The 13,206-nt window shown below is 53.3% G+C and carries 12 protein-coding genes; 10 read left to right on the plus strand and 2 right to left on the minus strand.

What is annotated here, in order from left to right:
* Window positions 1-35 precede the first annotated feature (35 nt).
* The 8 genes from ACTJKZ_RS09610 to ACTJKZ_RS09645 all read left to right on the plus strand — a co-directional run bounded on the left by ACTJKZ_RS09610 (window position 36) and on the right by ACTJKZ_RS09645 (window position 8,864).
* Window positions 36-614 carry a lipoprotein gene (locus ACTJKZ_RS09610; RefSeq protein WP_161736019.1) on the plus strand — a complete coding sequence of 193 codons (579 nt, stop codon included), beginning with the start codon at window positions 36-38 and terminating at the stop codon, window positions 612-614.
* A 57-nt stretch (window positions 615-671) separates the two neighbouring features.
* The gene (ampG, locus tag ACTJKZ_RS09615) at window positions 672-2,162 is read left to right on the plus strand and encodes a muropeptide MFS transporter AmpG (protein WP_440829487.1); all 1,491 of its coding nucleotides are present in this window, start codon (window positions 672-674) and stop codon (window positions 2,160-2,162) included.
* Between the two features lie 444 nt (window positions 2,163-2,606).
* Window positions 2,607-3,533 (plus strand): cytochrome o ubiquinol oxidase subunit II, encoded by a 927-nt coding sequence (gene cyoA / locus ACTJKZ_RS09620; RefSeq protein WP_150037820.1) that lies wholly within the window; start codon window positions 2,607-2,609, stop codon window positions 3,531-3,533.
* 4 nt (window positions 3,534-3,537) lie between these two features.
* Window positions 3,538-5,520, plus strand: coding sequence for a cytochrome o ubiquinol oxidase subunit I (gene cyoB, locus ACTJKZ_RS09625; RefSeq protein ID WP_013356988.1), 1,983 nt, complete (start codon window positions 3,538-3,540; stop codon window positions 5,518-5,520).
* Complete coding sequence (locus tag ACTJKZ_RS09630; protein ID WP_009091720.1) at window positions 5,520-6,137, plus strand: cytochrome o ubiquinol oxidase subunit III; 618 nt, start codon at window positions 5,520-5,522, stop codon at window positions 6,135-6,137. Before cyoB ends, ACTJKZ_RS09630 begins: the two co-directional genes overlap by 1 nt.
* A complete protein-coding gene (locus ACTJKZ_RS09635) occupies window positions 6,137-6,466 on the plus strand; it encodes a cytochrome o ubiquinol oxidase subunit IV (protein ID WP_008924889.1) in 330 nt (109 codons plus the stop codon). The genes ACTJKZ_RS09630 and ACTJKZ_RS09635 overlap by 1 nt, the downstream gene beginning before the upstream one ends.
* A gap of 13 nt (window positions 6,467-6,479) precedes the next feature.
* Entirely contained in the window at window positions 6,480-7,367 is an 888-nt protein-coding gene (gene cyoE, locus ACTJKZ_RS09640) for a heme o synthase (protein WP_010255394.1), read from the plus strand.
* A 132-nt stretch (window positions 7,368-7,499) separates the two neighbouring features.
* Window positions 7,500-8,864 (plus strand): MFS transporter, encoded by a 1,365-nt coding sequence (locus ACTJKZ_RS09645; protein WP_440829488.1) that lies wholly within the window; start codon window positions 7,500-7,502, stop codon window positions 8,862-8,864.
* Between the two features lie 575 nt (window positions 8,865-9,439).
* Here ACTJKZ_RS09645 and ACTJKZ_RS09650 read toward each other — a convergent pair.
* The gene (locus ACTJKZ_RS09650; RefSeq protein WP_003852530.1) at window positions 9,440-9,931 is read right to left on the minus strand and encodes a YajQ family cyclic di-GMP-binding protein; all 492 of its coding nucleotides are present in this window, start codon (window positions 9,929-9,931) and stop codon (window positions 9,440-9,442) included.
* Window positions 9,932-10,066: 135 nt separating this feature from the next.
* Between ACTJKZ_RS09650 and panE the strand changes: the two genes are divergently transcribed.
* Together panE and yajL are read left to right on the plus strand one after the other, a co-directional pair.
* A complete protein-coding gene (gene panE, locus ACTJKZ_RS09655; protein WP_033731754.1) occupies window positions 10,067-10,987 on the plus strand; it encodes a 2-dehydropantoate 2-reductase in 921 nt (306 codons plus the stop codon).
* Entirely contained in the window at window positions 10,941-11,537 is a 597-nt protein-coding gene (gene yajL, locus ACTJKZ_RS09660) for a protein deglycase YajL (protein ID WP_161735249.1), read from the plus strand. The genes panE and yajL overlap by 47 nt, the downstream gene beginning before the upstream one ends.
* Window positions 11,538-11,617: 80 nt before the next feature.
* Here yajL and thiI read toward each other — a convergent pair whose 3' ends face one another.
* A complete protein-coding gene (gene thiI / locus ACTJKZ_RS09665) occupies window positions 11,618-13,066 on the minus strand; it encodes a tRNA uracil 4-sulfurtransferase ThiI (protein ID WP_260057617.1) in 1,449 nt (482 codons plus the stop codon).
* Window positions 13,067-13,206: the final 140 nt, after the last annotated feature.

The raw sequence follows: 13,206 nt of genomic DNA on the forward strand, positions 1-13,206 counted from the left end.
TGCAAACCAACCCCCTGACACCAACGAGAAAAAGTATGTTGAAAAAACTGTTATTCCCACTGTTGGCTGCGTTCATTTTAGCCGGCTGTGCAACCAGCAATAATACCCTCACTATCCAGCCTAAAATTCAGCTGCCGCAGCAGGATCCCGGCCTGATGGGCGTGACCGTGAGCATCAACGGTGCCGACCAGCGTAAAGATCAGGCGCTGGCAAAAGTTAACCGTGATGGTCAGTTAGTGACCCTGACGCCTTCGCGCGATCTCCGTTTCCTGCTGCAGGAAGTGCTGGAGAAGCAGATGACCGCACGTGGTTATATGATTGGTCCTGATGGCGCGGTCGATCTTCAGATTGTGGTTAACAATCTCTACGCTGACGTGACGCAGGGCAATGTGCGCTACAGCATCACTACCAAAGCGGACATCTCTATTATTGCGACCGCGAAAAATGGCAACAAGCAGGTTAAAAACTACCGCCAGACTTACAGCGTAGAAGGCGCATTCAACGCCAATAACCAGAAGATTACTGACGCGGTGAACGCCACCATGAGCGATGTGATCGCGGATATGGCACAGGACACCAGCGTTAACGACTTCATCAAGCAGAACGCCCGTTAATATCGTCTCACCTCTGCCCTGCCTCGTGCAGGGCTTTTTGTTATCTGCAGGATCCGCATGAACCACTATCTTCGCCTCTTCAGCCAGAAAAATGCCGCCGTACTACTGCTACTTGGTTTTGCTTCCGGACTGCCGCTGGCACTGACTTCGGGCACGTTGCAGGCGTGGATGACGGTGGAAAATGTTGATCTGAAAACCATCGGCTTCTTTTCACTGGTCGGCCAGGCCTATGTCTTTAAATTTCTCTGGTCGCCGATGATGGACCGCTATACGCCGCCGTTTCTGGGCCGGCGTCGCGGCTGGTTACTGCTGAGTCAGCTGGCGCTGGCAGGCGGGATTGTCGCGATGGGATTTCTGCAGCCAGAACGCGATCTGACCCTGATGGCGGCGCTGGCAGTGCTGATCGCTTTCTGCTCCGCCTCCCAGGACATCGTTTTTGACGCCTGGAAAACGGATATTCTGCCACCTGAAGAGCGCGGCAGCGGCGCAGCCATTACCGTGCTGGGCTATCGGCTGGCGATGCTGATTTCAGGCGGGCTGGCCTTGTGGCTGGCTGACCGTTATCTGGGCTGGCAGGCGACCTACTGGTTGATGGCGCTGATGATGGTGCCGGGCATTATTGCCACACTGATGGCGAGCGAGCCGGACACACGGACTTCCACCCCGCATTCACTGCGACAGGCAGTTGTCGATCCGCTCAAGGATTTCTTTCAGCGCAACAACGCCTGGCTACTCATTACGCTGATTATTCTCTACAAGCTGGGCGATGCCTTTGCCGCCTCACTGACGACTACCTTTCTGATCCGCGGCGTCGGGTTCAATGCCGGTGACGTCGGCCTGGTCAATAAGACGCTGGGTCTGCTGGCGACCATTATCGGCGCGCTTTATGGCGGCGTACTGATGCAGCGTCTGAGCCTGTTCCGGGCGCTAATGATTTTCGGTCTGCTGCAGGCTGTCTCGAACTTTGGTTACTGGCTGCTGGCAGTGACCGACAAACAGTTGTGGAGCATGGCCAGTGCAGTCTTTGTCGAAAACCTCTGCGGCGGCATGAGCACCGCGGCCTTTGTCGCATTGTTAATGACGCTGTGCAATAAGTCGTTCTCAGCCACCCAGTTTGCCCTGTTATCGGCGCTCTCCGCAGTCGGCCGGGTCTATGTCGGCCCGGCGGCGGGCTGGCTGGTGGAACTCTGGGGCTGGCCGACATTCTATGCTTTCACGGTGATGGCGGGTCTGCCAGGCCTGGTGCTGCTGGCTTTTTGCCGGCAAACATTGAATCAGGTCGAGCAGAGTGGCAATTTCCTCACACGTAGCTACTATCCTCATGGCTATCGCTGGACTAATCGTCTGTTTGCAGCTGGCTGCGGCGTGCTGGCTCTCTGGCTGGTCGTGCTGGCACTGAATGCACTGGGGCTGACTGCGCTGGCACCGCTGCTGACCCGCCTGTTTGAGCTGGGCATGAGCCTCTCCCTGCTGGCGGTGTTTGCCGGGGTCTTGCTGGACTATCGGGCACTGAAGAGAACGCCGGTGTTGCCCGCGTCAGATGCTTAAGTGAAATCGATAGGTTAACGGGGTGCGGCTTATTTTTTGACATCCGGATAAGTCGCCGTCATTTATCATCGCGTGTTATTTTTAAAAAATAAGAATAGATCCTTAGGAGGCGTAGCGGAAATACTAAAAACCGGTTAGCAATTACTTTAGTTAAATTTCATCGCGCAAATGATGCAGACTTGTTAAATATTTGGGAGTTAAAAGTAAGGGTTATTCCTTTCCCTGATTTTTTTACGGTTACTTCCATTGGTTTTTGTTATATTGATGCCAACTGCTTGTCTGCGTTAATTATTTGTCACCTGGCGCAACATCTGTGACACCCTTAGCAAAAGGTGTCAACACGTATCTGACACATCCTTAAGCTGGTTTACACTGCATAAACCTTCCCGTAAAATGCGCGCACACTTAAACGACAATAGAGCCCTTTGTCATTGAGGTCGTTAAATGAGACTCAGTAAATACAATAAAAGTTTGGGGATTTTGTCATTAATTGCAGGCACTTTATTAATGAGTGGCTGCGATAGTGCATTGTTAAATCCCAAAGGACAGATTGCACTGGAGCAACGTTCGCTGATACTGACTGCCTTTGGCCTGATGTTGATCGTCGTGATTCCCGCAGTCCTGATGGCCGTGGTGTTTGCCTGGAAGTATCGGGCGTCCAACACGAATGCGAAGTACAGCCCTAACTGGTCACACTCTAACAAAGTGGAAGCCGTGGTCTGGACCATTCCGATCCTGATCATTCTCTTCCTCAGCGTACTGACCTGGAAATCAACCCACGCACTGGAGCCCAGCAAACCGCTGCAATCTGATGTGAAACCGGTTGAGATCGATGTGGTTGCACTGGACTGGAAATGGTTGTTCATTTACCCGGAACAGGGTATTGCGACTGTGAACCAGATTGCCTTCCCGGCAAATACTCCGGTGAACTTCAAAATCACCTCTAACTCCGTCATGAACTCTTTCTTCATTCCAACGCTCGGCAGCCAGATTTATGCGATGGCGGGTATGCAGACCAAACTGCATCTGATTGCGAATGAGCCAGGCACGTTCGACGGTATCTCTGCGAACTTTAGTGGTCGTGGTTTCTCTGGCATGAAGTTTAAAGCCATTGCAACCAAAGACGATGCGGAATTCCAGCAGTGGGTGGCTAAAGTTAAAGCAGCCCCTAACACGCTGACCACCATGGAAGATTTCGAGAAAGTGGCTGTGCCAAGCGAAAATCATCCGGTGGAATATTTCTCTTCAGCTGATCCGAAACTGTTCATGCAAGTCATCGACAAGTTCAAGATGAGCCACGGGAAAATGGACATGCCACAGCATGAAGGTATGGACATGAGTCACGCCGCTTCCGCGGGAGCCGAGGAATAATACGATGTTAGGAAAATTAACACTTGATGCAGTGCCGTACCATGAGCCGATTATCATGGTTACGGTTGCCGCTATCCTGATAGGTGGTGCTGCGCTGGTCGCTGCGCTTACCTATTTTGGTAAGTGGAAATACCTGTGGTCTGAATGGCTGACGTCAGTTGACCACAAACGTCTGGGTATCATGTATATCATCATGGCGTTCGTCATGCTGATTCGTGGTTTCGCTGATGCCATTATGATGCGTACCCAGCAGGTGATGGCTTCGGCCGGTGAAGCGGGCATCCTGCCACCGCACCACTACGACCAGATCTTTACCGCGCACGGCGTGATTATGATCTTCTTCGTGGCGATGCCTTTCGTGGTTGGCCTGATGAACATCGCCGTTCCGTTGCAGATTGGTGCACGTGACGTTGCGTTCCCCTTCCTGAACAACCTGAGTTTCTGGTTTACCGCGGTCGGTGTGATCCTGGTTAACCTGTCTCTGGGTGTGGGCGAGTTCGCACAGACCGGCTGGCTGGCTTATCCGCCGCTTTCCGGCGCGGAGTATAGTCCCGGCGTCGGGGTCGATTACTGGATCTGGAGCCTTCAGCTTTCAGGTATTGGTACGACCTTGACCGGTATTAACTTCTTTGTGACCATTCTGAAGATGCGCGCACCGGGCATGAGCCTGTTCAAAATGCCGGTATTTACCTGGACTGCGCTGTGCACCAACGTCCTGATCATCGCTGCGTTCCCGGTTCTGACCGTGACCCTGGCGCTGTTGACCCTTGATCGTTATCTCGGCTTCCATTTCTTCACCAATGAAATGGGCGGCAACATGATGATGTATGTCAACCTGATCTGGGTCTGGGGCCATCCGGAAGTGTATATCCTGGTACTGCCGGTGTTTGGTGTGTTCGCAGAAATTACCGCGACCTTCTCCAAAAAACGTCTGTTTGGTTATACCTCACTGGTGTGGGCGACCATCGCCATTACCGTGCTGTCGTTCATCGTCTGGTTGCACCACTTCTTCACCATGGGTGCGGGTGCCAACGTTAACGCCTTCTTCGGTATTATGACGATGATCATCGCGATTCCGACCGGGGTTAAAATCTTTAACTGGCTGTTCACCATGTATCAGGGCCGCATTCAGATGCACTCTGCCATGCTGTGGACCGTTGGCTTCCTGGTAACCTTCTCTGTAGGGGGTATGACCGGCGTACTGCTGGCCGTTCCGGGCGCTGACTTCATTCTGCACAACAGCCTGTTCCTGATTGCACACTTCCACAACGTAATCATCGGTGGTGTAGTCTTCGGTTGTATGGCGGGCGTGACCTACTGGTTCCCGAAAGCATTCGGCTTCACCCTGAACGAAACCTGGGGTAAGCGCGCATTCTGGTTCTGGATCATTGGCTTCTTCGTTGCCTTTATGCCGCTGTACGCACTGGGCTTCATGGGTATGACCCGTCGTCTGAGCCAGGATATCGATCCACAGTTCCATCCTCTGCTGGTGGTTGCTGCGGTTGGTGCGGGTCTGATTGCGCTGGGTATCCTGTGTCAGCTGACCATGTTCTACGTCTCGGTACGTGACCGCGACCAGAACCGTGATGTGACAGGTGACCCGTGGGGCGGTCGTACGCTGGAGTGGGCAACCTCTTCACCACCACCGTTCTATAACTTTGCTGTGATCCCACATGTCCACGAGCGTGATGCGTTCTGGGAAATGAAAGAGAAAGGCGAAGCGTATAAGCAGCCGGCATCGTATGAAGAGATTCATATGCCGAAAAACAGTGGTGCGGCAATCGTCATCTGTGCATTCGCTACTGTGATGGGCTTTGCGCTGATCTGGCATATCTGGTGGATGGCGGGTCTTTCATTCCTCGGCATGATCGTTACCTGGATCGTGAAGAGCTTCGACGAAGACGTGGATTACTACGTTCCGGTTGCCGAAGTTCAGAAGATTGAGAACCAGCACTTTGACGAAATCAGCAAAGCAGGTCTGAAATAATGTCAACTGAAACTCTGATTAAACATCACCACGACGCCCATGCGGAGCATGGGCATCACGATGCAGGAGCCAATAAAGTCTTTGGCTTCTGGATCTACCTGATGAGTGACTGCATTATCTTCGCAACCCTGTTTGCGACCTATGCCGTCATGGTCAACAACACTGCCGGTGGCCCGGCAGGTAAAGATATCTTTGAGCTGCCGTTTGTTCTGGTAGAAACCGCCCTGCTGCTGTTGAGTTCGATCACTTACGGCATGGCTGTTATCTCCATGAACAAGGAGCAAAAAGGTGCCGTTATCGGCTGGCTGGCGCTGACCTTCCTGTTCGGTCTGGGCTTCATCGGGATGGAAATCTATGAATTCCATCACCTGATTGCTGAAGGCTTTGGTCCGGATCGCAGTGGCTTCCTGTCTGGCTTCTTTACGCTGGTCGGTACCCACGGTCTGCACGTGACCTCCGGTCTGATCTGGATGCTGGTCCTGATGTTCCAGATTTCCAAACGTGGCCTGAACGCGACTAACCGTACCCGTATCATGTGTCTGAGCCTGTTCTGGCACTTCCTGGACGTGGTCTGGATTTGCGTCTTCACCGTTGTTTACCTGATGGGAGCCATGTAATGAGTCATTCTGTTAACGAACATGGCGCTTCACACGGTAGCGTGAAGTCCTACATGATCGGCTTCATCCTCTCTATCATTCTGACGGCGATCCCGTTCTGGATGGTAATGGATGGCAGTGCATCTCACGGTACTATCCTCGGTGTTGTTCTGGTGTGTGCGGTCATTCAGGTGCTGGTTCACCTGGTGTACTTCCTGCACTTAGACAGCAAATCTGAGGGTGGCTGGAACATGGTAGCCATTGTTTTCTCGGCCATCATCATCCTGATTGTCGTAGTAGGCTCACTGTGGATCATGTGGAACCTCAACTACAACATGATGCCTCACTAAAGAGTCACGCGTAATGTTTAAGCAATACCTGCAAGTTACAAAACCAGGAATTATTTTCGGGAATTTAATTTCTGTGATCGGCGGATTCCTGTTGGCCTCAAAAGGCAACACGGATTACGCCCTGTTTCTCATCACCCTGGTGGGCGTGTCACTGGTGGTTGCATCGGGTTGTGTTTTCAACAACGTGATTGACCGCGACATCGACATCAAGATGGAGAGAACCAGGAATCGGGTGCTGGTAAAAGGCCTTATCTCCGCGAAAGTAAGCCTGGTTTATGCCACTGTGCTGGGTATTGCTGGCTTTGCGTTGCTCTACTTCGGTGCTAATCCGCTGGCCATGTGGCTGGCGGTGATGGGCTTCGTGGTGTACGTGGGCATCTACAGCCTGTACATGAAGCGTAATTCCGTTTACGGAACGCTGATTGGCAGTCTGTCAGGTGCTGCGCCGCCAGTTATCGGCTACTGCGCGGTCTCTAACCAGTTTGATGCTGGCGCGTTGATCCTGCTGGCGATCTTTAGCCTGTGGCAGATGCCGCATTCGTACGCGATTGCTATCTTCCGCTTTAAAGATTACCAGGCAGCGAACATCCCGGTTCTGCCGGTGGTGAAAGGCATTTCCGTCGCGAAGAATCATATTACGCTCTATATCCTGGCGTTTATGATTGCCACGCTGATGCTGACGCTGGGCGGTTACGCAGGCTACAAATATCTGGTGGTGGCCGCTGCGGTCAGCGTCTGGTGGCTGGGCATGGCATTATCGGGTTATAAAACCGCAGATGACCGTGTCTGGGCGCGTAAGCTGTTTGTCTTCTCTATCGTGACCATCACCGCACTGAGCGTGATGATGTCAGTAGATTCGATGGCTCCGGCTTCGAAGGACCTGCTGACCTACGTCTGGTAACCGGCACCAATACAGCATGAAAAGGGCGCGATTTTCGCGCCCTTTCTTTTTGTTACCACTGCTTAAAAACTATTGTTTTACCCGCCCTGCCCCGCCCCCTAGAATAAAAGCAGCACATTAACAGAGGTTGGAATGAACGATAATAAAATGACTCCGGTGGAGCTGCGCGCCACATGGGGCCTCGGTACGGTCTTTTCCCTGCGAATGCTTGGAATGTTTATGGTCCTGCCGGTACTGACCACTTATGGCATGGCATTACAGGGCGCGAGTGAAACCTTAATTGGTCTGGCGATTGGCATCTATGGCCTTGCCCAGGCAATATTTCAGATTCCTTTTGGTCTGCTCTCTGATCGCATCGGCCGCAAGCCGTTGATCGTCGGCGGACTGTTGCTGTTTGTTCTGGGCAGTATTATCGCAGCCTGCACCGACTCCATCTGGGGCATTATACTGGGCCGCTCATTACAGGGCTCGGGCGCAATTGCCGCTGCCGTGATGGCACTGTTATCCGATTTAACCCGCGAGCAGAACCGCACCAAAGCGATGGCGTTTATCGGCATCAGTTTTGGTGTGACCTTCGCGATTGCGATGGTGGTCGGCCCGGTTGTGACTCATGCATTGGGTCTGCATGCGTTGTTCTGGATGATTGCGATTCTGGCGTCACTGGGCATCGTGATCACTCTTCTCGTGGTGCCATCGGCCTCTCATCATGTCCTGAACCGAGAATCGGGCATGGTGAAAGGCAGCTTCCGCAAAGTGATGGCTAACCCGCGTCTGGTAAAGCTCAACATCGGTATTTTCTGTCTGCACGTCCTGCTGATGTCGAGCTTTGTTGCGTTGCCTGGGCAGTTTGAACAGGCTGGATTCCCGGCCCCCGAGCACTGGAAAGTCTATCTCTCCACGATGCTAATCGCCTTTGCCGGCGTGGTGCCGTTCATCATTTATGCCGAAGTGAAGCGCCGTATGAAGCGCGTCTTTGTCGGCTGCGTCGGGATGATTGTCATTGCTGAGATCGTGCTGTGGGGTGCAGAAGGCCACTTCTGGACGCTGGTAGTGGGTGTTCAGCTCTTCTTCTTCGCCTTCAACCTGATGGAAGCGATTCTGCCTTCGCTGATCAGTAAAGAGTCGCCTGCAGGATACAAAGGTACGGCGATGGGGATTTATTCTACCAGCCAGTTCCTGGGTGTGGCCGTTGGCGGCAGCATGGGTGGCTGGGTGTTTGGTCATTTCGATGCACAGACCGTGTTCCTGGTGGGCGCGATGGTGGCCGCAGCCTGGCTGTTTGTCAGCATGACGATGCAGGAGCCGCCTTATGTCAGCAGCCTGCGCATTGTGCTGAGTGATGCTGCACTGGCTGTGCCGAATCTGGAGCAGCGTCTGAAGGCTCAGAAAGGCGTTAATTCCGTGTTTATCGTGCCGGAAGAGAAAAGCGCGTATATCAAAATTGATAGTAAGGTCACCAGCCGGCCTGAGCTGGAAGCGCTGCTGGGGAGTTGCTAGCTTTAAAAAGTTTAGTGATAACGTCAGCTCGTTTCGCTTCAGGATCGAGCTGGCTCAGGGAACACGTTCAGATCGGAAAGACGCAAAAGCCGCCATCCGTGGCATGCTCGGCCCGCGCCGTCCTGGCGCGGGACGCTTTCCTCCTCTGACCGTGTCCCCTGCGCCCCTTAGCTTTTGCGTTGCTGCCAGGTTCAGCCGCATTTAAATTTCTGAGTAAATATCACCCAGCACAATCCTTCTTACAGACCACTAATCAGCTTAAAGCGATGGGAGCCTGTGCCTGTAGCAAAGCATCGCGGGCCAGGGATGGCCCGCGCTGAGCCAGCCATGGATGGCGCTTTTGCGTCTTTGCGAAAGGCACAGGCTTCCTGAGCCTGAACGCGATGTTCCAGACGACATCCATCTCACAAAGCGATATAAGCAAGGTGCGAGCACATAAATATCTCAGACTAAGTTTTGCAAATTCAGATAGTTAGAATCGCGCACGCGCACGCGCACGCGGTAGATAACAAAAAACCCGGCCTGAGCCGGGTTTTTTATCACTGCATTCAGGCCAAAAAAACAGCCTCCCCCACTTAATCGCGGAAGTTTTTAAACTGGAACGGCTGGCCCAGATTGCTGCCGCGCACGATCGCCATCGCACCCTGCAAATCGTCACGCGCTTTACCGGTCACACGCAACGCTTCACCCTGAATCTGGGTCTGCACCTTCAGCTTGCTGTCTTTGATCAGCTTCACCAGCTTCTTCGCCACGTCGCTTTCAATGCCTTTCTTCAGTTTGGCATCGACCGCCCAGCTCTTGCCGCTGTGCTCAATCTCTTCCGGCACCTCTAAAGCACCGCCTTCAATCCCACGCTTCAGCAACTTCTCTCGCAAAATATCGACCAGTTGCTTAACCTGAAAATCGGACTCGCTGGTGATTTTGATGGTTTCATTCTTTTCGTTGAGCTCAAACTCGGCGCTCACGTTGCGGAAATCGAAGCGGGTAGACACTTCACGGTTGGCATTCTCCACCGCATTGCGAATTTCCTGCAGATCGACTTCTGAAACGATATCGAAAGATGGCATCTCTTCTTCTCCTGACGCTAAAGTGACATGCATAATACGCGTCTTAAGGTGCTAAATAAAATCAGGCTGCACACAACGCTATAATGTAGGTGTGACAGTCAATAACAGATGGCTAGCCCGCCAGCGGGAGGCAGCATGAAAATTACCGTGTTAGGTTGCGGTGCATTGGGTCAGGTCTGGCTGACAGCGCTTGCCCGCCAGGGACATGAAGTACAGGGATGGCTGCGCGTGCCGCAGCCTTACTGCTCAGCCAATGTGATTGATCCACAGGGCAACATTTCGAATCGCACATTTATCGCCAACGATCCGCTGTTTCTGGCGGAAAGTCAGCTGCTGCTGGTCACACTCAAAGCGCCACAGGTCTCACCCGCCGTGAAGAATCTGGAAAGTGTGCTGCCAGAAAACTGCCCGGTGCTGCTGCTGCACAACGGTATGGGCACGCTGGAGGAACTGAAAGGGCTGACTCAGCCACTCCTGCGTGGCGTCACCACGCATGCGGCGATGCGTGATGGCACCGTCATCAAGCACATCGCCAGTGGCATCACCCACATTGGTCCCGGTAACCGCAAAAGTGCCGCTTACAGTGATCTCGCCGATATACTGCACCCTGCCCTGCCCGACGTTGCCTGGCATGACAATATCCGGGCGGCCTGCTGGCGCAAACTGGCCGTCAACTGTGTCATTAACCCGCTCAGCGTGGAGTATGAGTGCCAGAACGGGGCATTGCGCGCGTATCCGGAGCAGATCGCGCAGCTGTGCGAAGAGATCAGCTGGGTCATGGAGCGTGAAGGCCAGAACGTGGCCAGTGACAGTTTGCAGGACATCATCTTCGACGTGATCGAAAGCACTGCGGCCAACACCTCTTCCATGCTGCAGGACGTTCGCGCCCAGCGGCTCACCGAAATCGACTATATCAGCGGCTTTCTGCTACGCCGCGCCCGGACGCACGGCCTGGTGCTCACGGAGAATACCCGTCTGTATGACATTGTAAAACGCAAGGAGTCCCATTATGACCGCGAACGCATCGGTGCTGGTTTGCCTGGCACATGGCAGTGAAGAAACAGAAGCTGTCACCACCATCGACCTGCTGGTTCGGGCCGGGCTGAAGGTTGTTACCGCCAGCGTCGAAAGCGATGGCAGCCGTGAGATTGTCTGCTCGCGCGGTGTTCGTCTGCTGACTGATGTCACGCTGGTTGAAGTCGCCGACAATGATTTCGCCGCCATTGTGCTGCCCGGTGGCCTTAAAGGGGCTGAGACCTTCCGTGACAGTCCGCTGTTAGTCGAAACGGTGCGTCAGTTTCACCTCAATGAGAAGATTGTCGCGGCAATATGCGCAGCCTCAGGCACGGTTTTGATCCCTCACGATCTCTTTCCGGTCGGCAATATGACAGGCTTTCCTGGTCTGAAAGAGACAATTCCGGAGGAAAAGTGGATGGAGCGGCGTGTCGTCTGGGATCCGCGCGTCAATCTGCTGACCAGCCAGGGGCCAGGTACCGCAATGGATTTTGCGCTGAAGTTAATCGATCTGCTGGTGGGAAAAGAGATGGCGCGTGAGGTAGCTGCACAGCTGGTGCTGGCTCCCGGCATTTATGACTATCAGGCGTAAAGACTCAGTCTTAGATAGAAAGGCTTAAAACGAGAAAGCCAGTCAGACCTGAACAGGCACTGACTGGCTCAACATGGTGACTACGGGCGGTAAACTTTAACGTTCTTAAAACCCTGCTCATGCAGATAAAGCGCCTGCAGACGGCTCATCACACCGCGATCGCAGTAAAGCAGCCAGGTCCGGTTCTGATCGAGATCGCCAAACTGCGTGCTGAGTTTATAGAATGGGAGTGATTTCACTTCTGTAGCGTTCAGCGTCAGTGGCTTCTCTTCCTGCTCATCAATAGAGCGGATATCCAGCACGACGTCGTTGTCACTCAGAAGCGCGACGGTCTCAACTTCAACCACCTCCTCTTCTGTCTGCTCAGCAATAGTACGGATATCGACATTGGTCGCTTCTTCCACCACCCGATCCAGAATCGCAAAGTCGAAATTCTGCTCTTCCGCTTCAATCTTCGCCTTCACCGCCTTCACCGTTGGGCTTTTTGAGATCACACCACAATATTCCGGCATCGTGCTGGCGAAATCTTCGGTGCCGATCTCCCGGGCAACTCTGATGATGTGCTCTTTGTCATGAGAAATCAGCGGACGCAGAATCAACGTATCGGATGCGTTATCAATCAGTCGCAGGTTGGTCAGCGTCTGGCTCGACACCTGCCCCACCGCTTCACCCGTGACCAGCGCCTGCACGCCGTAGCGTTCAGCAATCGTCGAAGCAGCGCGCACCATCATGCGCTTCAGCACCACGCCCATCTGGCCGTCATCCACTTTTTCGAGGATCTCACCGACGACCGGCTCAAAATTGATCGCCACGAAGCGCACGCGGTGTGAACGACCAAAACGATTCCACAGATAGTGCGCAACCTGACGCACGCCAATCTCATGCGCGGCACCGCCAAGGTTAAAGAAGCAGTAATGCACGCGACTGCCACGACGCAGCAGCATATAACTGGATACGCCGGAATCGAAACCGCCGGAAATCAGCGACAGCACATCTTCCTGCGTGCCGATTGGGAAACCACCCAGACCTTCGTAACGTGCAGTCACCAGTGTCAGGCGATTCTCTTCAACTTCAAGGTTCACCGTCACGTCAGGGTTTTTAAGCTGCACGCGGGCGCTTTCAATATGCTGATTCAGGCCGCCGCCCACATAGCGCTCTACATCCTGTGAACTGAAGCTATGCTTACCGCGACGTTTCACACGTACGCAGAAGCTCTTGCCTTCAAGAGTGTCGCGATACTGCGTTAACGTCTGCTCAAAGATGTGATGTATATCGGTGTACTCACGATCTTCAACCGCTAAAACGTGATGGATACCGGGAATGCGGGAAAGCTCATCGGGAATAATGTCAGCCAGCGCCGCATTTTTTGACCGCACTTCAATGTGATCCCAGAAGCGCACAACGGCGATGTCGTCGCTGACGGTTTTCAGGACGTTGCGGATATTGCTGGCAAGAATCTTGATAAAGCGCAAACGCACCGACGGACTCTTGATGGTGATTTCAGGAAATAACTTGATGATAAACTTCATGGCGATACAGCTTCGTTGGGCAAATAAGTGCTAAAACAGGCGGCACTTAGCTGGTAAAATCACAAAATTGCGGGCTGCAAGGCGCAACCGCATCCGAGGCGCGGGAGTATATCACCTTTGTCAGGTGACTGCTTCTTCAT

Source organism: Pantoea sp. 22096 (genome assembly GCF_052045955.1).
Lineage (GTDB): Bacteria > Pseudomonadota > Gammaproteobacteria > Enterobacterales > Enterobacteriaceae > Pantoea > Pantoea alfalfae.

What these genes read in the sequence shown, in the direction of transcription:
- ACTJKZ_RS09645 (WP_440829488.1), top strand. Translation starts at nt 7,500, where the DNA reads ATGAACGATAATAAAATGACTCCGGTGGAGCTGCGCGCCACATGGGGC.
- panE (WP_033731754.1), top strand. Translation starts at nt 10,067, where the DNA reads ATGAAAATTACCGTGTTAGGTTGCGGTGCATTGGGTCAGGTCTGGCTG.
- thiI (WP_260057617.1), bottom strand. Translation starts at nt 13,066, where the DNA reads ATGAAGTTTATCATCAAGTTATTTCCTGAAATCACCATCAAGAGTCCG.
- cyoB (WP_013356988.1), top strand. Translation starts at nt 3,538, where the DNA reads ATGTTAGGAAAATTAACACTTGATGCAGTGCCGTACCATGAGCCGATT.
- cyoA (WP_150037820.1), top strand. Translation starts at nt 2,607, where the DNA reads ATGAGACTCAGTAAATACAATAAAAGTTTGGGGATTTTGTCATTAATT.
- ACTJKZ_RS09630 (WP_009091720.1), top strand. Translation starts at nt 5,520, where the DNA reads ATGTCAACTGAAACTCTGATTAAACATCACCACGACGCCCATGCGGAG.
- yajL (WP_161735249.1), top strand. Translation starts at nt 10,941, where the DNA reads ATGACCGCGAACGCATCGGTGCTGGTTTGCCTGGCACATGGCAGTGAA.
- ACTJKZ_RS09610 (WP_161736019.1), top strand. Translation starts at nt 36, where the DNA reads ATGTTGAAAAAACTGTTATTCCCACTGTTGGCTGCGTTCATTTTAGCC.
- ampG (WP_440829487.1), top strand. Translation starts at nt 672, where the DNA reads ATGAACCACTATCTTCGCCTCTTCAGCCAGAAAAATGCCGCCGTACTA.
- cyoE (WP_010255394.1), top strand. Translation starts at nt 6,480, where the DNA reads ATGTTTAAGCAATACCTGCAAGTTACAAAACCAGGAATTATTTTCGGG.
- ACTJKZ_RS09635 (WP_008924889.1), top strand. Translation starts at nt 6,137, where the DNA reads ATGAGTCATTCTGTTAACGAACATGGCGCTTCACACGGTAGCGTGAAG.
- ACTJKZ_RS09650 (WP_003852530.1), bottom strand. Translation starts at nt 9,931, where the DNA reads ATGCCATCTTTCGATATCGTTTCAGAAGTCGATCTGCAGGAAATTCGC.